Origin of the sequence: Rhizobium sp. RU36D, assembly GCF_900176345.1 — a bacterium.
GTDB lineage: Bacteria > Pseudomonadota > Alphaproteobacteria > Rhizobiales > Rhizobiaceae > Allorhizobium.
Window position 1 is genome coordinate 236,297 of record NZ_FWXU01000001.1, and the last position, 21,788, is coordinate 258,084.

Below are 21,788 nucleotides of genomic sequence, written 5' to 3' on the forward strand. Positions count from 1 at the left end.
ACCACCTCCATCTCGTGATATGACACTGTCATATCACGAGACACCCGACAGCAAAACTACTCCGCAGCAACACCCATGCGCATTCGCTCCATCTCCTCAAGGGCACGGCGGTATTCCACCGGCATGACTTTCCGGAACTTCGGCCGATACTCGGCCCACTGTTCCAGGATCGCCTTGGCACGGGTCGAGCCGGTGTAGTGGAGGTGGTTGGAGATCAGCTGGTAGAGCCGCTCCTCATCATGCCTGGTCATGTCGCCGGACACGTCGACACGACCTTTGTGCATGAGATCGCCGCCGTGGTGATGCAGCTTCTCCAGCATGTCATCTTCTTCCGGCACCGGCTCCAGCTCGACCATGGCCATGTTGCAGCGCTTGGCGAAATCGCCGCTTTCATCCAGCACATAGGCCACGCCGCCCGACATGCCGGCTGCGAAGTTGCGGCCGGTTTCACCCAGAACCACGACGATGCCACCGGTCATGTATTCGCAGCCATGGTCGCCCACGCCCTCGACGACGGCCACCGCACCGGAATTGCGCACGGCGAAACGTTCGCCGGCCACGCCGCGGAAGTAGCATTCGCCCGAGATGGCGCCGTAGAGCACGGTATTGCCGACGATGATCGAATTTTCCGCAAGGATGCGCGCGTTTTCCGGCGGGCGCACGATGATGCGTCCACCCGACAGGCCCTTACCGACATAGTCATTGCCGTCACCCACGAGATCGAAGGTGATGCCGCGGGCCAGGAACGCACCGAAGGACTGGCCGGCCGTGCCGTTCAGCGTCACGTGGATCGTATCGTCCTTCAGGCCCTTGTGGCCGAAGCGCTTGGCCAAGGCACCTGATAGCATGGCACCTGCCGACCGATCGACGTTCTTGATGTCGACATCGAACACCACGGGCTGGCGGTTTTCCAGCGCCGGCATGGCCTTCTCGATCAGCTTGCGATCGAGGATATCGTCGATCGGGTGCTTCTGCCTAGATGTCCAGTAGGTCTCTTCCTTGGGCGCTTCGACCTTGTGGAAGATGCGGGAGAAATCGAGACCCCTGGCCTTCCAGTGGGCCAGCATGTCGTCCTTTTCCAAGAGTTCCGAAGCGCCGATGATCTCATCCAGCTTGGCAACGCCGAGCGAAGCGAGGATCTCGCGCACTTCTTCGGCCACGAAGAAGAAGTAGTTGATGACGTGCTCGGGCGTACCCTTGAAGCGCTTGCGCAGAACCGGGTCCTGGGTGGCAACGCCAACCGGGCAGGTGTTCAGGTGGCACTTGCGCATCATGATGCAGCCCGCTGCAATCAATGGCGCCGTGGCAAAGCCGAATTCGTCGGCACCCAGCAGCGCGCCGATGATCACGTCCCGGCCGGTCTTCAACCCGCCGTCAACCTGCAGCGCGATGCGCGAACGAAGACCGTTCAGCACCAGCGTCTGCTGGGTTTCGGCGAGACCGATTTCCCAGGGGCTGCCGGCATGCTTGAGCGAGGTCAGCGGCGATGCACCGGTGCCGCCATCGAAGCCGGCAATGGTGATATGGTCGGCGCGCGCCTTGGCGACGCCGGCGGCAACCGTGCCAACGCCGACTTCCGACACCAGCTTGACCGACACGTCGGCTTCCGGGTTGACGTTCTTCAGGTCGTAGATCAGCTGCGCCAGATCTTCGATCGAGTAGATGTCATGATGCGGCGGCGGCGAGATCAGGCCGACGCCCGGCGTGGAGTGCCGGGTCTTGGCAACCGTGGCATCCACCTTGTGGCCGGGCAACTGGCCGCCCTCGCCGGGCTTGGCACCCTGCGCCACCTTGATCTGCAGCATGTCGGCATTGACGAGGTATTCCGTCGTAACGCCAAAGCGGCCTGACGCGATCTGCTTGATCGCCGAGCGCTCGGGATTGGAAGAGCCATCCGGAAGCGGCATGTAGCGATCGCTTTCCTCGCCGCCCTCGCCGGTGTTCGACTTGCCGCCGATCCGGTTCATGGCGATGGCCAGCGTTGTGTGGGCCTCGCGGCTGATCGAGCCGAAGGACATGGCACCCGTCGAGAAGCGCTTGACCAGATCGACCGCCGGTTCGACCTCATCAATCGATATCGGCTTGCGGCCGAGTGCTTCCGCCGACTTGATCTTGAACAGGCCGCGGATGGTGTTGAGCCGCAGCGAACTATCATTCACCATCTCGGCAAATTCGCGGTAGCGGTCCTGGCTGTTGCCACGCACCGCATGCTGCAGGGCCGCAATCGAATCCGGGCTCCAGGCATGGTTTTCGCCGCGCATGCGGTAGGCATATTCACCACCGATATCGAGCGTGGTCGAAAGCACCGGATCCTTGCCGAAGGCGGCATGATGACGGCGCACCGTTTCCTCTGCAATCTCGGCAATGCCGACACCTTCGATCGTGGTGGCGGTGCCGAAGAAATACTTCGCCACCAGCTCGGACGACAGGCCGACCGCGTCGAAGATTTGCGCACCGCAATAGGACTGGTAGGTGGAAATGCCCATCTTGGACATCACCTTCAGGATGCCCTTTCCGACCGCCTTGATGTAGCGATAGACGACTTCGTCCTCGGTGACTTCCTTGGGGAATTCGCCATGCTTGTGCATGTCGAGCAGCGTGTCGAAGGCGAGATAGGGGTTGATCGCCTCCGCACCGAAGCCGGCGAGACAGCAGAAATGATGGATCTCGCGCGGTTCGCCGGATTCGACGACGAGGCCGACCGAGGTGCGCAAGCCCTTGCGGATGAGGTGGTGATGGACAGCCGCCGTCGCCAGCAGCGCGGGAATGGCAATGCGATCCGGTCCGATCTGACGGTCGGACAGCACGATGATGTTGTAGCCGCCCTTGACCGCCGCCTCGGCACGCTCGCACAGCCGCTCCAGCATCTCAGGCATGCCTTCGGCGCCGCGCTCCACGTCATAGGTGAAGTCGAGCGTCTTGGTGTCGAAGCGGTCCTCGGTGTGGCCGATCGAGCGGATCTTTTCCAGGTCGCCATTGGTCAGGATCGGCTGGCGAACCTCAAGGCGCTTGGCGCGGGCGGCACCCTCATGGTCGAGGATGTTTGGCCGCGGGCCGATGAACGACACCAGGCTCATGACCAGTTCTTCGCGGATCGGGTCGATCGGCGGGTTTGTCACCTGCGCGAAGTTCTGCTTGAAATAGGTATAGAGCAGCTTGGACTTGGTGGACATGGCCGAAATCGGCGTGTCGGTGCCCATCGAGCCCACAGCTTCCTGACCGGTCGTCGCCATCGGCGACATCAGCAGCTTGGTGTCCTCGCTGGTATAGCCGAAGGCCTGCTGGCGATCGAGCAGCGAGACGTCGCGACGCAGCGCGCGGGGCTCCACCGGCTTCAGGTCTTCGAGGATCAACTGGGTACGGTCCAGCCACTCGCGATAGGGATGTGTGCCGGCCAGTTGCGACTTCACTTCCTCGTCGGAAATGATGCGCCCTTCCTGCATGTCGATCAGCAGCATCTTGCCGGGCTGCAACCGCCACTTCTTGATGATCCGCTCTTCCGGCACCGGCAGCGTGCCGGCTTCGGACGCAAGGATCACGCGGTCGTCGTCGGTCACGAGATAGCGCGCCGGACGCAGGCCGTTGCGATCGAGCGTCGCGCCGATCTGCTTGCCATCGGTGAAACACACGGCGGCCGGACCATCCCACGGCTCCATCAAGGCCGCATGATACTCGTAAAACGCCTTACGTTCCGGGCTCATCGACTGGTTGCCGGCCCAGGCTTCCGGGATCAGCATCATGACGGCCTGCGCCAGCGGGTAACCGCCGCGCATCAGGAATTCCAGCGCGTTGTCGAAGCAGGCGGTATCCGACTGGCCTTCATAGGAGATCGGCCAGAGCTTGGTGATATCGGAGCCGAACAGCGGCGAGGAAACAGATGCCTGACGCGCCGCCATCCAGTTGACGTTGCCGCGCAGCGTGTTGATTTCGCCGTTATGGGCGACCATGCGATAGGGATGCGCCAGCTTCCACGACGGGAAGGTGTTGGTCGAAAACCGCTGATGCACGAGGGCAACCGCGGATTCGAAACGCGGATCGCTCAAGTCCTTATAATAGGCGCCGACCTGGTAGGCCAGGAACATGCCCTTGTAGACGATCGTGGAGGAAGACAGCGATACCGGATAGAAGCCGGTTTCCTGGCCGCCGAACTGGTCATAGATCCGGTTGGAAATGACCTTGCGCAGCAGGAACAGCCGACGCTCGAACTGCTCCTGGGTCGCGGCATCGCGGCCAGCGCCGATGAACACCTGAATATGACGCGGCTCCGTGGCCGCGATGTCAGGCGCCTTGGATAGCGAGGCATTATCAACAGGCACATCACGATAGCCGATGAGGTGCTGCCCCTCGTCATGACAGACTTCCGAAATGACCTGCTTGAAATGGGCGATATGCTCTTCATCCTGCGGGAAGAAGAAGTGACCCACGGCATATTCGCCCGCCTTCGGCAGGGTGATGCCCTGCTTGGCCATTTCCTCGCGGAAGAACTGGTCGGGGATCTGAACCAGGATGCCGGCACCATCGCCCATCAGCGGATCGGCGCCGACAGCGCCGCGATGGGTCAGGTTCTCCAAGATGAACAGGCCGTCCTTGACGATCTGGTGCGACTTCTGCCCTTTCATATGGGCGATGAAGCCGACGCCGCAGGCATCGTGTTCGTTGGTGGGATCATAGAGACCCTGGCGCGCAGGAAGCGTGCGGGCTGCGACCGGAGCGGCTTTCGCCGGCGCTTCCACAAGCGCGCCAGACCGATCGAATGCTTCAGATGCCGTCAATTCCGTCATCGTCTTCCCTCCAGTAAATTGCCTTGGGCAGGCAGTTTCCGTGACATACGGCCGGCAGGTCGAAACCATGCCGGAAACTCAGGCTGCTATCCCGCGATGTCGCGATGACATCGCCACCATGGTTTTTCGGGAATGGGTCAGCAGCAAATGCATATTTCAATGCCTGCCTTCGACTGCCCATCTGACTTGGAACACGACTATAGCGCGGAAATCCGGCTGCGTAATAGCTCCAATCCAGAAAAACTTGGCTCTCAGGATCGAATTTTAGGTCAACTTAGCTGACCTATTTTCGGATTTTCTATGCCAGAAAGATTCCGTTTAAGCAAGGTCGCATGGAAAATAATTAAGGATGCTGGAGAAGGAAGATTACGGCCATACGTCAGATGGCGTAAGAAAATTTCGCCAATCGGGATTTGACTTGTCGTCTCTTGCGTCCTGACGGCATGCGACCGCCTTTGACGCATGCGCCAATTGATCCCGCTTTAAATATCCCTAATCTCGACCGCAGCTCTAAGGGACCAATCGGATTAGAAAAAATGTTCTTCGCATCGGACAATTGGGCAGGAGCCCATCCCTCCATCGCCGAAAGCCTGTCGCGGGAAGCCGCCGGCTATGCGGCCGCCTATGGCAATAGCGACCTGGACAAACGCATCGAGGCCAAATTCAACGAGATCTTCGAGCGTGAAGTTGCTGTGTTCTTCGTTGGAACGGGTACGGCGGCCAATTCGCTGGCACTCGCCAGCGTCGCCCGCGCCGGCGGTGTCACCTTCTGTCATTTCGATGCCCATGTGAATTGCGATGAGGGCGGCGCGCCGGAATTTCTGACAGGCGCCAGCCGTCTCTACCCTGTTGAGGGCAGTGACGGAAAAATGGATGCGGCGGCCTTGGCAGCGCATGTCGCGCGCTTCGATGTGCCGTCCGTGCATCAGGGACGGCCGATGGCGATCACCATCACCCAGGCGACCGAGGCCGGCACCATCTATAGCCTCGATGAGATTTCCGCGATCGGCGAGATCGCCCGCGCAAAGGGGCTGCCGCTGCACATGGATGGCGCCCGTTTCGCCAACGCGCTTGTCGCCTTGGACTGCACGCCGGCCGACATGACATGGAAGCGCGGCATCGACATTCTCTCCTTCGGTGGCACCAAGAACGGCTGCTGGTGCGCCGAGGCGATCGTATTCTTCAAGCCCGAGATGGCGGAGGAAGTGCCCTATATCCGCAAGCGCTCCGCCCAGCTCTTCTCCAAGACCCGCTTCGTCTCGGCCCAGTTGGGGGCTTATTTCGAGGACGACCTGTGGCTCGCCCTCGCCCGCAACGCCAACAGCATGGCCGACAGGCTGCGGCAGGGACTAGCCCGCTCCAATGTCGCCCGCCAGGCATGGCCGACGATGGCGAACGAGGTCTTTGCCGTTGTAAGCGCCGATGCCGCCAAACGCGCCGCCGACGCCGGCGCCAAGTTCTACGACTGGCCAGTGCCGCGCGAAATGCCAAAGCTGCTGGGTCCCGGCCAAAGGCTGCTACGCCTCGTCACCAGCTTCTCGACGACCTTGGCAGAAGTCGATGATTTCCTCGCCCTGATCGCCTGACCCGCACAAACGAAAACGGCCTCCCGCAGGGGAGGCCGTCCGAACCGGATAGAGAGATCCGGATCAGTTGACGTGGGCCTCGATAGCCTTCGGCGCATTGACCGGCTCGGCGGCAATCGCGATGCGGCGCGGCTTCATGGCCTCGGGAATGTTGCGCAGCAGGTCGATGTGCAACAGGCCGTTTTTCAGGGAAGCGGCCTGAACCTCGACGTGATCGGCAAGCTGGAAGCGGCGCTCGAAGGCGCGCTTGGCAATGCCGCGATAGAGGAACTCGGTCTGCTCTGCCTGCTCGTCCTCGGCCTTCTCACCCTTGACGGTCAGCACATGCGCATGGGCCTCGATCGAGAGTTCGCGCTCATCGAAACCGGCCACGGCCATGGTGATGCGATAGGTGTTTTCGCCGGTGCGCTCGATATTGTAGGGCGGATAGGCCTGTGCCTGGTCAGGCTGACCAAGGCTGTCGAGCATGGTGAAAAGCCGGTCAAAGCCGACGGTGGAACGGTAAAGGGGGGAAAAATCGACGTGACGCATGGTGTCCTCCTGTGAAGCGACGGTTTGCGGTTTCAGACTTGCGACATCCCGTTGAGGCAATGGCGCAATTCTCTTGGCGGACCCTGTCTGGCGCCCGCAGCAACAAGATGGGAACTGGCATTTTTGAATTCAAGGGGCTTCCGGCACCGCCTTGAGGACCTGCAAGCGCCAGCCGTCTTCAGTGGTTTTCCTTTGACGTTGCAGAGGCTTCCGCCTATCCCGATATCAGGAACGGACCACGAGTCCGGCTGATGATTCTCAAGTAGAGACCATGGACGCCATTCTTCACGACACACCGGGAAATCCCGTTCCCGGCAATCACATCACTGGCTTCTTCAAGGGTCATCGCGGCGTCAACCTGCGCTATGCCATCTTTCGCTCCGAAGCCTCGATGGCCAAAGGCACGGTCATCATCCTCCAAGGGCGCAACGAGAGCATCGAGAAGTATTTCGAGACCATCCGGCATATCACCGCGCGTGGTCTATGGGTCGCCACCTTCGACCTGCGCGGGCAGGGAAATTCCGACCGGCAACTACCGGACGCGCGACGCGGCCATGTGCGCCGATTTTCCGACTACGAGCGCGACCTCGATATCTTCTTGGAAGAGGTCGTTCTGCCGGATGCCAGGCTACCGTTCTTCATCCTCGCCCATTCCACCGGCGCACTCATCGCGCTCTCGGCAGCGCCGCGGCTGATCAGCCGAATTGACCGGATGGTGCTGTTGGCGCCCTTCGTAGCACTTGGCGGCCAGAAATTCTCAGGCGGCGCCATCAGGCACCTCACCCGCGCGCTAAGCTGGCTTGGGCTCGGAAGCCGCTGCCTCTCGAAGGACATGTCCGCGCGACCTTTCGAGGACAATCCCCTGACATCCGATCCGGAGCGGTTCCAGCGCAACCGCCAGATCCTGGAGGCGCATCCGGAATTGGGCCTCGGCCCGCCCACCGCGCGCTGGCTCTACGAGACGCTGACCACGATCAGGCGGGTGACACAGCCAGCGCATCTCTACGCCATCACCATTCCGACCGTGCTTCTGGCGCCGGCCCGGGACATGGTCGTGCCCTATAGCGCGCAGGAAAACCTCTCCCGCTACTTCCGCGCGGCGCAGTTCATCCCCGTCGCCGGCGCACGCCACGAACTGCTGCAGGAACGGGACAAATACCGGGCCCAGGCGCTTGCCGCCTTTGACGCCTTCATACCCGGAGGCGACGACGCGTAACTGATAGCATCAGGCGCGGGACAAGATCTCCAGCGCCTGCGCATGGACAGCCGCACTACCGGCCGCCACGATGGAGCCGCCGTTCTCGGGGCGCTCGCCCTTCCACGTGGTGATCACGCCGCCCGCCTGCTCGATGATTGGGATCAGCGCGCCAACATCGTAAGGCTTCAGCGCGCTTTCCACGACGAGATCGACATGACCGGCGGCCAGCAGGGCATAGGCATAACAATCGATACCATAGCGGAATAGCCGCACCCGGTTCTGGATCTCCATGTAGCACGCCAATTCCGAGGCATTGAACAGATGCGTTGACGTGGTGAAGAGCGTTGCATTCTCCAGGGAGCCGCAATCCCGCGTCCGGATCTGCCGCTCACCATCCGGCCCCCTGTAGGAGGCCGTCTTGCCATCGGCAAAATAGCGCTCGCCGGTGAAGGGCTGGTCCATCATGCCCATCAGCGCACGGCCGGCCTTCTGGAAACCGATCAGAGTGCCCCAAACAGGCACACCCGAAATGAAGGCCCGCGTGCCATCGATTGGATCGATGACCCAGACATGCTCGCGGTCAATACCGACATTTCCCTCTTCTTCACCGAGGATGCCATGGTCCGGAAACTGCTGCTGAATGAGCGCCCGGATCGCAACTTCCGCAGCACGGTCGCCTTCCGTCACGGGATCGAAACCACCAGCGTCCTTGTTGACAACATCGACGCCCACGCGAAACCGCGGAAGGGTTTCCGCCTTGGCCGCATCGGCCAGCCGGTCGAAGAATTGACGGTCGGGAAGCATGGATTTCGCCTCGTTCTGGATGATGCATCTCCTTAGCCGAGTTTGCCCGAATTGCAAATCCCGCATGCCGGAGACCAAAATTCATGCAACTTTGTGACCTGCATAAAAATCAACCATTAACGACTTGACAATTGTGCGTCGCAGCAATAGCCTCTTCCTTACAGTCTTCTGACTGTAAATACCCTCCTTGGGTGTTTCCTCCCTAGACTTAGCCGCGCCACTGGCGCGGTTCTTTTTTGGAGGCGATGTCGGGATAGTGAGATAGCCGCCGAGCGGCAAAGGCCTATTCGGCCGCCAAGGCCATGTCGTCGGTGAACCGATCGACGAAACGGGCCATGTTGTCCATGAACACGGAAATGGCGCCTGCCAGCACATGGAAGTCCGGACGCTTCTGAAGCGTTGCCTCGTCCACGTAGAGCGCTCTGTTAACCTCGACCTGCAGGGCATGCAGCCCGCGCGCCGGACGTCCGTAATGTTCGGTGATGAAACCACCGGCATAGGGCTTGTTGCGAACCGCGGTAAAGCCCAGTTCCTCCAGGAAACTGATCGCGGCATTTGTCAGGTCGGCCGAAGCGCTGGTCCCGTAACGGTCGCCGATGATGAAATCAGGCTTGATGCCGCTGCCCGAGAGCCGGATATTTCCCGGCATGGAATGGCAGTCGATCAATACCCCGAAGCCAAAAATCGCATGCGTGCGCGCAATCAGCTTTCGCAGCCGGGCGTGATAAGGCTTGTACACATTCTCGATACGCTCAAGCCCCTCCCCGACATTCAACCGGCCGGCATAGATCTCCATATTCTCGGCCACGATGCGTGGGATGGTTCCCAGGCCGCCGGCGACACGCACGGAATGGCTGTTGGCAAACGAGGGTAATGGCCCGCTGAACATGCGCGGATCGAGCTCATAGGGCTCGCGGTTTACGTCGATGTAAGCACGGGGGAAATGCGCAACCAGCAGAGGCGCGCCAAGCGACGGCGCAGCACCGAACAATTCATCGACGTAGTGATCTTCCGACCTGCGGATCGACTTCCCGTCCAGCCGGGAGGCCGCCAGGAACGACAGGGGATATCGTCTGCCGCTATGCGGAGAATTGTACACGAAGGGAATGGACTGCGTATCCGGTTCGCGCACTTCGAACAGTTCGGATTCTGATGTTTCCCCGTCCATCGAGTCTCTTTTTTACCAAGTCACAAACTTGTTGCGAAGCGCATGTTGCCAGTTGGGGCCCTGGAAGTCCATACTGGCAAAAATGGCAACAGCAACCCATATTACGGTTATTCACCGTATGTTTACTCGCAAATGAGTACACTCGGGCGCTGCAAAGCCTCCTTTCAAATGGATGAGTAACGGTTCGTACATGATTCAGAAAATTCTGCTCGCGGAAGACGACAACGATATGCGTCGCTTCCTGGTCAAGGCTTTGGAGAAGGCAGGGTACAAGGTCTCTTCGTTCGACAATGGCGCAAGCGCCTATGACCGGCTTCGCGAAGAGCCTTTTTCGCTCCTTCTGACGGATATCGTGATGCCGGAGATGGACGGCATCGAACTGGCGCGCCGCGCCACCGAACTCGATCCGGACCTGAAGGTCATGTTCATCACCGGTTTTGCCGCCGTTGCGCTGAACGCTGATTCGAAGGCGCCGAAGGATGCAAAGGTGCTTTCCAAGCCTTTCCACCTTCGCGACCTCGTCGACGAAGTCAACAAACTCCTTGCAGCATAAGGGCTTTCCGAGGAGCTGTAAAAAACTCTTCACAAAGACCAGAAAGCCTATTGACGCGAGCAAGGGTTTTGTGGTCTTAAGCCGCCATCGGATGGGCGTGTAGCTCAGCGGGAGAGCACTACGTTGACATCGTAGGGGTCACAAGTTCGATCCTTGTCACGCCCACCATCCCTATTAAGACAAAGGCTTAGCGAGAAATCGCTGAGCCTTTTCCTTTTTGGTCTCTGCCTATCTCCGCCTGAGGATCGCGATGAACGCAAAGCCGCCGACGAGACCCGTCACCACGCCGATCGGCATGTCCTCAGGTGCCATGACCACGCGCGCAACGATGTCTGCAAGAATGAGCGCCACAGCGCCGAAAAAGGCGGATAGCGGAATGACCCTGACATTGTCGCTGCCAGCGATCAGCCGCACGAAATGCGGCACCATCAAGCCGACAAAACCGATGGCGCCGGAAAAGGCCACCATGACGCCCGTGAGAAGCGCCGTGACCAGAAAGAGCTGATTGCGGAAGAGTGTCACCGAAACGCCGAGCGTGGCCGCCGTTTCGTCCCCCATGGCCAGCGCATTGACCTCCCGCGCCCTGAGCAACAGCCATCCAAGGCACAAGGCCAGTGCTGCCGCCGGATAGATAAGATGCTGCCACTGCGCCAGCCCCAGCCCGCCCAGCATCCAGAATACCACCGTGTGCACAGCGCGCGGATCTCCCAGGAAGATCATGAGATTGGCGAGTGCGGTGGCGACAAAGGCAATGGCGACCCCCGACAGCACCAGGCGATCGGCGGAGGCGCCAGTCATGCGCGTCACCCCGACAACGGCGAAGGTGGCGACGAGCGCACCAATGAAGGCGAAAAGCGGCACGGTCACCAGACCGAATATCAGCCCCGTATGCAGCAAGGCGATAATGGCACCGAGCGCGCCGCCGGAGGACACACCGAGCAGATGCGGATCGGCCAGCGGATTGCGGGTAACCGCCTGCAGCACAGCCCCCACCACGGCAAGACCGGCGCCGACCAGGGCGGCCAGGATGACCCGTGGAAAGCGCACATCCCAGACGATGCTTTCTCGGCCCGCCGACCAGTCGACAGCAACCAGGCCAGGAGACATCTTGTTGGCGATGATGGACCAGACCGTCGTGAAAGGCACAGAGGCCGATCCAAACGAAACCCCTGCTGTAACGCAGGCCAGAAGCGTGAGGCCCGCCAGAAGCAGGATTGGAAACAACCTGAGGGCGGTCATGGCATACTCATTTTCATGACAAAAAAGAACCGGGCGCAACTCCGCCCGGCACAACAATCCGCGCAATCAATCACATGTTGCGGGGATGGAACGCATCCGCCAGACGGCCGATCGCATCGACATTGCGCGGACCGGGCGTCGCCTCGACATAATCAAGCACCACGAAACGGTCGTTCTTCACCGCATCAATGTTCTTGAAGGCGGGGTTGTTCTTCATGAAGGCGATCTTCTGCTCAGCGGTCACCTCGCCGTAATTGACGATCACCACGACCTCCGGATTGCGCTCGATCACCGGCTCCCAGGAGACTTCGGTCCAGCTCTTCTCGACATCGTCCATAACGTTTGCGCCGCCCGCAGCCTCGATCATGGCCGTCGGGATGCCGAAGCGTCCCGAGGTGAACGGCTTTTCCTCGCCGGAGTCATAGACGAACACCCGCGTCGGGCGCTCGATGCCGCCGAGCTTGCGCACGGTTTCATCCAGCTTTGCCTTGTATCCGGACACCAGGGCCTCAGCGCGCGCCTCGATGCCAAAAATCCGGCCAAGGTTGAGGAGATCCACGAACATGTCATCCATGGTCGGCTTGGCCTTGGCCATGATGTGAATGCAGGATTCGGTCAGTTCATAGACCTTGATCTTGAAGGGTTCCAGCGTCTGCGGCGTCACCTCCCCGCCCACCTTCATGCCGTAGTTCCAACCGGCGAAGTAGAAGTCCGCATCCGCGTTCAGCAGGACTTCCTTGGTGGGGTATTTGGGCGACAATTCCGGCAGTTCCTTCACGCCCTCGCGCAGCTTTTCGTCCAGCGTCTTCCATCCGGATACGCCGGTATAGCCGGCCATATGGTCCTGCAGCCCCAGGGCCAGCATCATCTCGGTGAGGTTGACGTCATTGGAGATTGCCCGCGTCGGCGCCTTGTCGAAGGTGACCTCCCGGTCGCAGCTCTTGACGGTCACCGGATAGGCCTGCGCCTGAGCGGAAACGGCAAGCGAGAGCAGGAGAGAGGCTGCGGAAGCCACAAGTACGGAGGTTTTCATGAATGGACCTTTTTGCTTCATGACGTTGCAAGGGAAAAAGAAAAGCGCGATGCGCTCAGGCCGGGCACGGGATGGCAGATGGCATCGACACCGAAGGTGGTGGAAACCGCCTGGGAGGTCAGCACGTGATCGGGCCGCCCGAACGCCACCATGCGACCCGCCTGCATCAATGCCACATGGGTTGCGAACTCGCCGGCCAGATTGATGTCGTGCAAGGTGGTCACGACCGTCAGGCTCAAGCCTTTCAGGAGATCTAGAATCTCGAGTTGATGGCGAATGTCGAGATGGTTGGTCGGCTCGTCCAGGATGACGATCTCCGGCTCCTGGCTCAAAGCCCGGGCCACGAGCACACGCTGCTTTTCCCCACCGGACAGGGTGGAGAATTGCCTGCTGGCCAGATGCGTGAGGTCCAGGTGCTCCAGCGAATGCGCCACCTTCGCGCGGTCCACATCCGACCAGCCACCAAGGCCGGTCCGACGCGGAATACGCCCCATCATCACCACATCGCGGACGCTGAACGGGAAATCGGCCGGCATTTCCTGGAGCACAACGCCGATCCGCCGGGCACTATCCCGGGGGGACATGCGGCCGAGGTCTTCGCCACCCACCATCACCCGCCCTTCGACGGGCGCAACGCCCCGATACAGGCAGCGTAGCAACGAGGTCTTGCCGGCGCCATTCGGACCGACGATCGCCAGCCGCTCGCCGGCCGTAATCGAAAAATTGACGTCGCGTACCAATAACAGGTCCGGTCTCGGACCCCAACCAAGATTGGATGCCGAGAGACTTGCGCCAGTCGCCGAGCAGCTCATAACTGACCTCCCCGGCACAAACGCGAGCGGCAGGTCAAAGGCGCTAAATGTCGAATGGGATGTCTTGCCATGTCGGCCCTCCCGAGGCATTGCCGGGACACCACATGGCAAAGATAAGAGGCGACGCGCAGGCGCGGCCCTCACGCCAGATTTTATCCATCGGAACACCCCGTCCGTTGCGGTTTATCAACTTTGATGGCAGGTCTCCTGGCTCGCGGGTCGATGCGCATTGGCCCCTTCCCGGCTCATGCCAGTGGGATATTGCCGATGCACTCTCCGCTTACAGTTGCGGGGGCAGCCACGGTTTAGGCCCCGATTGGGTCGTCCGCACCGTGTTCCCTTTTCAGCCGCGCCGGACTTCCGTCCAGGCAGCACCATCGCCACAACATCTGACACACTTCACAGCACCTGACAACCGGATCACGAAGCGACCACCCCCTTGGGAGCGGACGTTTCATTTCACTCAATCGATAATGTAATGTTATTTAGTTACATATCCGACGTCAAGGGCTTATCTTGATGACCGACACGAATGCTCAGGCAGAGCGTCGCGGCTCGATCTTTGTGAGATGATCGCCGAAATAGACGATGACATAGCCGCCCGACGATTCGGCTTCCAAGGCCCAGCGCTCGAGTTCCTCTAGGTAGGGCGAACTACCCCAGATCGCCTGGTGATCAGGGTCCACCAGAACAGTGATCTGCGGCCCCTGGTCATAGACCATCATATGGGAGATCTCCGGCGCCCAGATCTCGCTCATACCGGCATCCGTGATGTAACGGCAGAAGAAGTCACGGCAGAGCCCCGGCCGAGTATCGTAGATGCGACACCCGCGACCCGGCTCGCAATGCCCGCACCAGTCATTGGCAGGCTTTGAAAATTCTTCGATCTCCGGCAGCCGGCAACAAAGGGTGCAGCTTCCACAGGCTCGCCCCGGCACGGTTTGGATCAAGGCGGACATGGAAACGCTCCGGAATATGGGCCGCCGGACGCAGCCAGCGAAACCCTTGATCTCACGACTATTCGATGACCGGCAACATGTCGAGGAAGCGTTGAGGTGCCGCATCCGTCAGGCGCTCCTGCTCCATGGCCCGCTGCGAACAGGCCACCACCAGCTCCCAGCAGATTTCCGCATCGGCGAGTTCGCTGACGCTGATTCGCCCGCCAAATGCGGCAGCAACCGTCTCCGGAACAAGGGCAACACCCAGCCCATGCGCCACCAGTTCCATCAGGCTGTCGAGATCGCTGACCTCGAAGGCGGTTCGCCGCTCGATTCGACCCGCGTCGAAGGCATTGTCGATGAGGGATCGGGTGCCGCGATCATATTCGAAATCGACAAAGGCATGGACGGCAAGGTCCCGCATGGAGACCGATTTGCGCCCGGCCAGCGGATGCTCCAGCCCGGTCACGACCACAAGCGCCTCGCAGGCGATCATGCGCGTCATGATATCCGAGGGCATGTCGCCCATCGGCAGGAAGGCGATATCCAGCAATCCGTTGCGCAGCTTGTCGATGAGATGGGCGGAGCCGGCCTGGCACAGCCGCACCTCGATCATGGGATGGCGCTTGTGATAGCGCGCCAGAAGCGCCGGCAGGTCGAGAAAGGCCGGCAGACCTTGCACAGTGCCGATCGCGAGCTTGCCGCGCTCCGCACCCTGGACCGCCGCCACGCTATCGCGCGCTTCCCGCGCTGCATCCAGCACGATCGCCGCCTTTTCCAGCAGCACCCGCCCCGCCGCCGTCAACCTGACCTGGCGGGTCGTGCGGATGAAGAGCTTCGCCTGCAACTCTTCTTCCAAGCCCTTGATCGCGCTCGAAAGAGCCGACTGAACGATATTGAGCTGGCGTGCAGCCACCGTGAAGTGCTCGGCCTTCGCGGCCGCCACGAAATACTGCAGCTGCCTCAGTTCCACGCTCGACCTCAATTATTCTGTCCTTCAGATGAATTCGATCTATATCTTCCGTTTGACAGATGAAAGCCCCGTCACCATTGTCCGCTGACGATTTGGCAGCGCCAGCGTCGTGCGTGGAGTGATGGCGCCGCAGATACGGCTAAAAATCCTGCAAGGAGGAGGAAACATGCATCCGCAAAGCGAATTGGCACCGATACCCAGGATTGGCTACGGAACCTGGAACAGGTCCAGCGAGGAGGCCTATCAGGGATCACTTTGGGCGCTGGAGGCAGGTTACCGCCATATCGACACCGCGCAGGGCTACGAAAACGAACAGGATGTCGGTCGGGCGATCCGCGATAGCGGACTTGATCCACGCGAGGTCTTCCTCACGACCAAGGTGAAACCTGGGAACTTCGCCCCGGGCCGGATCATGCCCTCCGTACGGGAAAGCCTCGACAAGCTCGGCATGGACAAGGTCGACCTGCTCTTGCTGCATTGGCCGGCGATCAAAAACCAGTTTGCGCTGGAAGACTATATTAGTCAGTTCGCCGAGGTTTATGACGCCGGCCTTGCCGACCGCATCGGCGTATCAAACTTCACCATACCGCTGCTCACCAGGACGATCGAACTGCTGGGCGACAGGCCGCTCGCCACCAACCAGGTGGAGTGCCATGTCTATATGCAGAACCGCCCGATCGTCGATCACTGCCGGTCGATCGGCCTGTCGATAACAGCCTATTCACCCTTGGCTCGCGGCCGCGTGGCGGATGATGCGCTGCTCCGTGACATCGGCAAGGCCCATGATGCGGGCCCGGATCAGGTGGCACTGGCCTTCCTGCTCCACGAAGGCCACATCGTCATCCCCTCCTCTGCCCGCAAGGAGCGCATCGTGACAAACCTGAAGGCCGGCGAGATCAGGCTTAGCGACGACGAGATCGCCCGCATCCGCACGCTGGAGAAAGGCATGCGGCTGGTCAACGGCGACTGGTGCCCCGTCTGGGATACCTGATCCTGGCGACAACAACAGAAGACATAAAGGATACCACCATGACCCAGACGATCGCATCCATTCCGGATCTCCAAGGCAAGGCCGTGCTGATCACCGGCGCCTCGACAGGAATAGGCGCCGCCCTGGCACGCGCCTTTGCCGATCAGGGTTGCTCCGTCGGATTGCATTACAATTCCAGCGTCGAGGCCGCGGAGAAGCTGGGCGAGGAAATCCGCGCCGCCGGCGGCAAGGTGACCCTGGTGCGCGCGGATGCCACCAGCGCCTCGGCGATGGCCGGCGCCGTTGAAGAAACCGCGGCCGCTTTCGGTCGGCTGGATGGGTTGATCAACAATGCCGGCGGCATGGTCGCACGCCTTGATTATGCTGACATGACCGAGGAGCATTACGACGCGGTCATGGATCTCAACGCCCGCTCCGTGCTGCTAGCCTGCAAGGCCGCTCTTCCGCATTTGAAACGCCAGGGCGGCGGCTTCATCATCAACACCACCTCGATCGCCGCGCGCAACGGCGCCAGCGGTGGCGCCGGCCTCTACGGCTCTTCCAAGGCCTTCATTTCCAATGTCACCCGCGGCATGGCCAAGGAGTTCATCGCCCACAATATCAGGGCAAATGCGGTGGCTCCGGGCATCGTGCTGACGCCGTTCCACGAGCGCTATTCCAGCGAGGCGCAGATGCAGGCAGCCCTCAGAACCATTCCGCAGGGACGGTTCGGCACCGTTGAGGACTGCATCGGCACCTATCTCTTCCTCGCTTCCGAACGCCTCTCGCCCTACATCATCGGCCAGACAATCGAGGTCAATGGCGGCCAGTTGATGCCGTGAGGGCCGAGCCCAACAACTCCATGAAAGGACATAACCATGAGCAAACGCATCGTCTTCACCGGCGGCAGCGGCAAGGCCGGCCGTCATGTCGTGCCCTATCTGCTGGACCGCGGCCACAAGGTCTTGAACCTCGACCTCGTACCGCTTGCGGATTCCAGGGTGAACACGCTCCTCACTGACGTCACCAACAGCGGCGAAGTCTTCAATGCGCTGTCCATGCATTTCGGATTCGACGGCTATGAAACCGGCAAGGGACCGGCACCGGTCGATGCCGTCGTGCATTTCGCCGCCGTCCCGCGCGTGCTGATGCGCCCCGACAACACCACCTTCGCCGCCAATGTGACATCGACCTACAATGTCATCGAGGCTGCCGTGAAGCTCGGCATCCGCAAGGTGATCATTGCCTCAAGCGAGACGACCTATGGCGTCTGCTTTGCCGAGGGCGACAAGGACTATCACAGCTTTCCGCTGGAAGAAGACTACGACATCGATCCCATGGACAGCTACGGCCTGTCCAAGCTGGTCAACGAAAAAACGGCGCGTGCCTTCGCCATGCGCAGCGGCATCGATATCTATGCCCTGCGCATCGGCAATGTCATCGAACCCCATGAATACGAGCGATTCCCGGGCTTCTTTGCCGACCCGCCGTCGCGCAAGCGCAATGCCTGGAGCTATATCGACGCCCGCGATCTTGGCCAGATCGTTGATCTCTGCGTGGCCAAGGACGGTCTCGGCTTCCAGGTCTTCAATGCCGTGAACGACACCATCACGGCCCACGAGCCGACCCAGGAATTCCTGGCCAAATGGGCTCCGAACACGCCCCTCACCCGGCCGATGCAGGGCAACGAGGCGCCGCTGTCGAATCGTAAGATCCGCGAGGTCCTCGGCTTCAAGGAAGAGCACGACTGGCGCAAATACGTGCCGGCCGAAGGCTGAACCACCCGTCGAAACGCAAGAAGCCGCCCAAGGGCGGCTTCTTCAAATCATATGGAGCCGGTGTCGATCAATAATCGACCGACGGACGGGGATTGCGCAGCGACTTCTCGGAAATGTCGATTATCGGCTTTGCAACGCCTTCGGTGGATGCACGCGGCATCGGCACCGAACCGCTCAGTGATGAGGCTGACGGCGAACCATAGTCCATGGTCGAGGAGACCGAACCCGGCGCGGTGGACGTCGTCGTCGTTGCCCGCTCGCCGCGATCCATGCGGTCGTTGCGCTGGAATTCGAGCTGGCCCGTCAGGATCGCGATCTCGGTGCGAAGCTGCTGGATCTCGGCCTTGGCCACCTCGGCGCTCGTCCGCAGCTGGCGGATTTCTTCCTGGTCGGCGTAGCCGCGCTGGTCGAAGTCCTGCTTCATCGCCTCGGCGTCGCGTTCCTTCTTCATGCGCATGTTTTCGGAGTCGCGCAGGCGCATGGTCAGTTCGCTGACCTGCATCTGCAGTTCCCGGCGCTGGGCCTCGCCATCGGCGCTGGTGGAACGGGCTGTGTTGAGCTCCTGGCCAAGACGATCTGCACGCAGCGCCACGGTGGAAAGCTCCGCCTTGGTCTGCTTCAGTTCCGCACGCACGGCCTGCAATTCGTCTTCCGCCAGCTTGCTGCGGCCGCGGGCCGTCACAAGCAGCTTTTCGACAAGCTCGACCTTGGAATTGATCGCCTCGTTCTTGGTCTGCAACTGCGACATCTCGATCGAGGTGGCAGTCTGCTGGTTATCCAGCTCGTTCTGCAGCCGCTTCAGCTTTTCCTCGGCGAAGGACAGCTCCTGCTTCAGGCCCATGACTTCACTTGCCAGGGTCCGTGCCTGGTTTTCGTGATGGGACAGAGAATTCTTTAGCTGCTTCTTTTCTTCGTTCAGCCGGGCGATCTCGCGAGACTGGGCCTCGGCCTCACGACGCGCGGTTTCAGTAAAGACCTGATGCGAGGTCTTCTCGTTCTCGTAACGCTCGCGCATCGATGCGTATTCGCGGTTACGCTGATCGAGGTCCTGGTGTGCCCGCTTCAGCAGCGCTGCGGTCTCGTCATACTGGTCGATGCGTTCGTCGAGTTCGCGACCAACATCCCGCAGGCGAGCCTGGATGACCTGCAGGTCCTGGGCATTGGCATCGAACATCGCCTGAAGCTTGATCAGCTTCTCGCGCGCATCTTCGCTTTCACCACGCAGGTGGAAGTTTTCCGCCTTCAATTCCTTGTTTTCAGCGGCAATGCGCAGGCTCTCGCTATCAAGCTTGCGCCGGACGCCGCTTTCATATTCCAGCAGCGAGGCGATGCGCGCACGCTCCGCCCGAAGCGTGGTCAACTCGTTGAGTGCCTCCCCATGGGCGCCCAACAAGGACGAGACGCGATCCTGAAGATAGCCAAGACCGGAAATGAGGTCTTCGGACGAGAGATGGCTCTCCTCGATGACCGAACCGAACTGCTGGCTCTCGTTCAAATCGCTACGCATCTGCGGCGCTCGCGGCATGCCGCTGTTTCCGCTCCTCACCTGTTCATCTGTACGACGGAAAAAGCTCATGACCATCTAGGCCCCCACACCGGCTTTACACGTTTAATCTGCTGCTACGGATCTGCACATTACAACTGCACTCGCCGAAACCCCGAACACCTTTAAGTGCATGCGGTGCAGGATGGATTCCCGCATCAGGTTCGTCAAAGCAAAGTTTCGTCGCAAAGAGGGCATTCCACAATAACCAACAGATTTTTTTCACATCAGCTCATAGATGGCATTGACGATGGCAACAGCCGCAACGGAGCCACGGCAAAAGCGAGTGCCAAAAGGACTTTCACCACCTAGATACGCGGTTTTTGCATATCTAGGCGGTTGCGACATGCGACTGGGAGCGAATCGAGCGCTGACGGCCTCGCCACCAGAAGACCGTTCCCAATGGCACGGCACTACGCGTTGCAGCCCGTCTCCGACATCATTCGGCAGCCCCCAGGACCAGGGTAATCGGCGACAGTCCCTCTACCTCGCCACTGATGCGGTCGCCTGCCACCACGGGGCCCACACCGGCAGGCGTTCCCGTATAGATCAGGTCGCCTGGCACGAGATGATAGTATTGCGAGAGGTGGCTGATGAGCTCCGCAACGGACCAGACCATGTCGGACAAGTGCGCGTCCTGCTTCACCACATCGCCGACCTTCAGCGAGATCCGCTGCGGACCGACGGTCCCGAAGACCGCCTTTGGCGTGATCTCACCGATGACGGCCGAATTCTCGAACGCCTTGCCCAGAGACCAGGGGCGCTGCTTGGCCTTGGCTGCGTTCTGCAGATCCCGGCGGGTCATATCGAGGCCCGCGGCATAGCCGTAGACAATGCTACCGGCATCCTCGGTAGAGATACGAAAGGCCGGCGCGCCGATGGCGACCACGAATTCCATCTCGTAATGAAGATTGCTCGTTCCCGGGGGATAGGGGATTTCGCTGCCGCTCGGCACGATGGCGGAGGCCGGCTTGGTGAAATAAAACGGCGCCTCGCGATCCACTTCATGGCCCATCTCGGCGGCGTGGTCGGCATAGTTGCGCCCGACGCAGAAGATGCGATGGACCGGGAAAGCCGCGGCTTCGCCCTTGACTGGCACCAGCGGCGTCGCGGGAACCTCGAATAATGCCTTGGTCGTGCTCAATGTCTTGCTCCTCTTCGCGTCCGTGTCGTGTTCTCTAATCGGACGGCGGGACCATAGACGAGGAATTCTCGCAAGTCGCGCGTGCCCTCGCGGGTTCACGGCCGCACATGCTCTTCCAGCGCCTCTTTTTTCTTGGCTCGATTGCCGCTAGTGATGACGACACGACAAACGAAGGGGGAGGTTCGGTATGTTGGAAATCTACGAAATGCCCGGACACCTGATTCGCAGGCTGAACCAGGTCTCGGTCTCACTCTTCATGGAAGAGACGTCCAAGAAGGGCTTCGACCTCACCCCCGTGCAATATGCAGCGCTGAGCGCGATTGACACCCGGCCCGGGCTGGACCAGGCCACCCTCGCCAACCATATCGCCTATGATCGCGTGACCATCGGCGGTGTCGTCGACCGCCTGGTGCAGAAAGACCTGGTGAGGCGGGAAACCAATGCCAAAGATCGCCGCGCCCGCGAACTTTACCTGACCGACAAGGGCAAGCAGACCCTCAAGGATATCAGGCCGATCGTCTGGCACATGCAGACACTGCTGCTGGAAGGTCTTGATGAGAAAGAGCGGGAGGTGTTCGTGGCGCTCTTGCGCAAGGCGGCCGACGCCGGGAACGAGATGAGCCGCGCACCCCTTAGGCTCTAGCGCCACTGCCCCGAAAGCGACCACCGTTCGCTATATCAAACAGTCACATCAATGGCTTAGTGTGCCCGGCCTGAGAGGCGACTGTGGGCGGCGG

18 protein-coding genes, 1 tRNA gene and 1 riboswitch are annotated in these 21,788 nt (G+C 60.6%); of the genes, 8 read left to right on the top strand and 11 right to left on the bottom strand.

From position 1 onward, the window contains the following. Window positions 1–56: 56 nt before the first annotated feature. Window positions 57–4,781 (bottom strand): glutamate synthase large subunit, encoded by a 4,725-nt coding sequence (gene gltB, locus B9A97_RS01210; RefSeq protein ID WP_084363144.1) that lies wholly within the window; start codon window positions 4,779–4,781, stop codon window positions 57–59. A gap of 536 nt (window positions 4,782–5,317) precedes the next feature. Here gltB and B9A97_RS01215 point away from each other — a divergent pair. Next, window positions 5,318–6,367 (top strand): threonine aldolase family protein, encoded by a 1,050-nt coding sequence (locus B9A97_RS01215; RefSeq protein WP_084363145.1) that lies wholly within the window; start codon window positions 5,318–5,320, stop codon window positions 6,365–6,367. 63 nt (window positions 6,368–6,430) lie between these two features. Here B9A97_RS01215 and B9A97_RS01220 read toward each other — a convergent pair whose 3' ends face one another. Continuing rightward, window positions 6,431–6,898 (bottom strand): Hsp20 family protein, encoded by a 468-nt coding sequence (locus tag B9A97_RS01220; protein ID WP_084363146.1) that lies wholly within the window; start codon window positions 6,896–6,898, stop codon window positions 6,431–6,433. Between the two features lie 271 nt (window positions 6,899–7,169). On the opposite strand from B9A97_RS01220, the gene B9A97_RS01225 reads away from it, so the two are divergent. Beyond that, window positions 7,170–8,114, top strand: coding sequence for an alpha/beta fold hydrolase (locus B9A97_RS01225; protein WP_084363147.1), 945 nt, complete (start codon window positions 7,170–7,172; stop codon window positions 8,112–8,114). 9 nt (window positions 8,115–8,123) lie between these two features. Here B9A97_RS01225 and hisN read toward each other — a convergent pair whose 3' ends face one another. After that, window positions 8,124–8,900: a histidinol-phosphatase gene (gene hisN, locus B9A97_RS01230; protein WP_084363148.1), complete on the bottom strand. Its 777-nt coding sequence runs from the start codon at window positions 8,898–8,900 to the stop codon at window positions 8,124–8,126. 283 nt (window positions 8,901–9,183) lie between these two features. Next, the gene (locus B9A97_RS01235) at window positions 9,184–10,068 is read right to left on the bottom strand and encodes an N-formylglutamate amidohydrolase (protein WP_084363149.1); all 885 of its coding nucleotides are present in this window, start codon (window positions 10,066–10,068) and stop codon (window positions 9,184–9,186) included. Between the two features lie 190 nt (window positions 10,069–10,258). On the opposite strand from B9A97_RS01235, the gene cpdR1 reads away from it, so the two are divergent. Further along, a complete protein-coding gene (cpdR1, locus tag B9A97_RS01240; protein ID WP_084363150.1) occupies window positions 10,259–10,621 on the top strand; it encodes a response regulator CpdR1 in 363 nt (120 codons plus the stop codon). Between the two features lie 93 nt (window positions 10,622–10,714). After that, window positions 10,715–10,789 (top strand) — tRNA-Val (locus B9A97_RS01245). A gap of 60 nt (window positions 10,790–10,849) precedes the next feature. Here the strand turns inward: B9A97_RS01245 and B9A97_RS01250 are convergent. From B9A97_RS01250 to B9A97_RS01270, 5 genes are all read right to left on the bottom strand, one after another. After that, a complete protein-coding gene (locus tag B9A97_RS01250) occupies window positions 10,850–11,860 on the bottom strand; it encodes a FecCD family ABC transporter permease (RefSeq protein ID WP_084363151.1) in 1,011 nt (336 codons plus the stop codon). Window positions 11,861–11,930: 70 nt separating this feature from the next. After that, the gene (locus B9A97_RS01255; protein WP_084363477.1) at window positions 11,931–12,893 is read right to left on the bottom strand and encodes an ABC transporter substrate-binding protein; all 963 of its coding nucleotides are present in this window, start codon (window positions 12,891–12,893) and stop codon (window positions 11,931–11,933) included. Between the two features lie 17 nt (window positions 12,894–12,910). After that, window positions 12,911–13,633: an ABC transporter ATP-binding protein gene (locus tag B9A97_RS01260; protein ID WP_244564079.1), complete on the bottom strand. Its 723-nt coding sequence runs from the start codon at window positions 13,631–13,633 to the stop codon at window positions 12,911–12,913. A 251-nt stretch (window positions 13,634–13,884) separates the two neighbouring features. Beyond that, a riboswitch (cobalamin riboswitch) is annotated at window positions 13,885–14,099 on the bottom strand. A 142-nt stretch (window positions 14,100–14,241) separates the two neighbouring features. Beyond that, entirely contained in the window at window positions 14,242–14,664 is a 423-nt protein-coding gene (locus B9A97_RS01265) for a YkgJ family cysteine cluster protein (RefSeq protein ID WP_084363153.1), read from the bottom strand. A gap of 58 nt (window positions 14,665–14,722) precedes the next feature. Continuing rightward, window positions 14,723–15,616 carry a LysR family transcriptional regulator gene (locus B9A97_RS01270; protein ID WP_179145188.1) on the bottom strand — a complete coding sequence of 298 codons (894 nt, stop codon included), beginning with the start codon at window positions 15,614–15,616 and terminating at the stop codon, window positions 14,723–14,725. A 166-nt stretch (window positions 15,617–15,782) separates the two neighbouring features. Here B9A97_RS01270 and B9A97_RS01275 point away from each other — a divergent pair, with 166 nt between their 5' ends. From B9A97_RS01275 to B9A97_RS01285, 3 genes are read left to right on the top strand one after another with little or no spacing between them, the layout of a single operon-like run. Continuing rightward, entirely contained in the window at window positions 15,783–16,607 is an 825-nt protein-coding gene (locus B9A97_RS01275) for an aldo/keto reductase (RefSeq protein WP_084363155.1), read from the top strand. A gap of 38 nt (window positions 16,608–16,645) precedes the next feature. Then, window positions 16,646–17,428: an SDR family NAD(P)-dependent oxidoreductase gene (locus B9A97_RS01280; protein WP_084363156.1), complete on the top strand. Its 783-nt coding sequence runs from the start codon at window positions 16,646–16,648 to the stop codon at window positions 17,426–17,428. A 36-nt stretch (window positions 17,429–17,464) separates the two neighbouring features. Next, entirely contained in the window at window positions 17,465–18,364 is a 900-nt protein-coding gene (locus B9A97_RS01285) for an NAD-dependent epimerase/dehydratase family protein (protein ID WP_084363157.1), read from the top strand. 67 nt (window positions 18,365–18,431) lie between these two features. Here the strand turns inward: B9A97_RS01285 and B9A97_RS01290 are convergent, their stop codons facing one another. Further along, complete coding sequence (locus B9A97_RS01290) at window positions 18,432–19,871, bottom strand: coiled-coil domain-containing protein (protein WP_244564080.1); 1,440 nt, start codon at window positions 19,869–19,871, stop codon at window positions 18,432–18,434. 475 nt (window positions 19,872–20,346) lie between these two features. Further along, the gene (locus B9A97_RS01295) at window positions 20,347–21,051 is read right to left on the bottom strand and encodes a fumarylacetoacetate hydrolase family protein (RefSeq protein WP_084363159.1); all 705 of its coding nucleotides are present in this window, start codon (window positions 21,049–21,051) and stop codon (window positions 20,347–20,349) included. A gap of 187 nt (window positions 21,052–21,238) precedes the next feature. Here B9A97_RS01295 and B9A97_RS01300 point away from each other — a divergent pair, with 187 nt between their 5' ends. After that, window positions 21,239–21,694, top strand: a complete 456-nt coding sequence (locus B9A97_RS01300) for a MarR family winged helix-turn-helix transcriptional regulator (RefSeq protein ID WP_084363160.1) — start codon at window positions 21,239–21,241, stop codon at window positions 21,692–21,694. Window positions 21,695–21,788 lie beyond the last annotated feature (94 nt).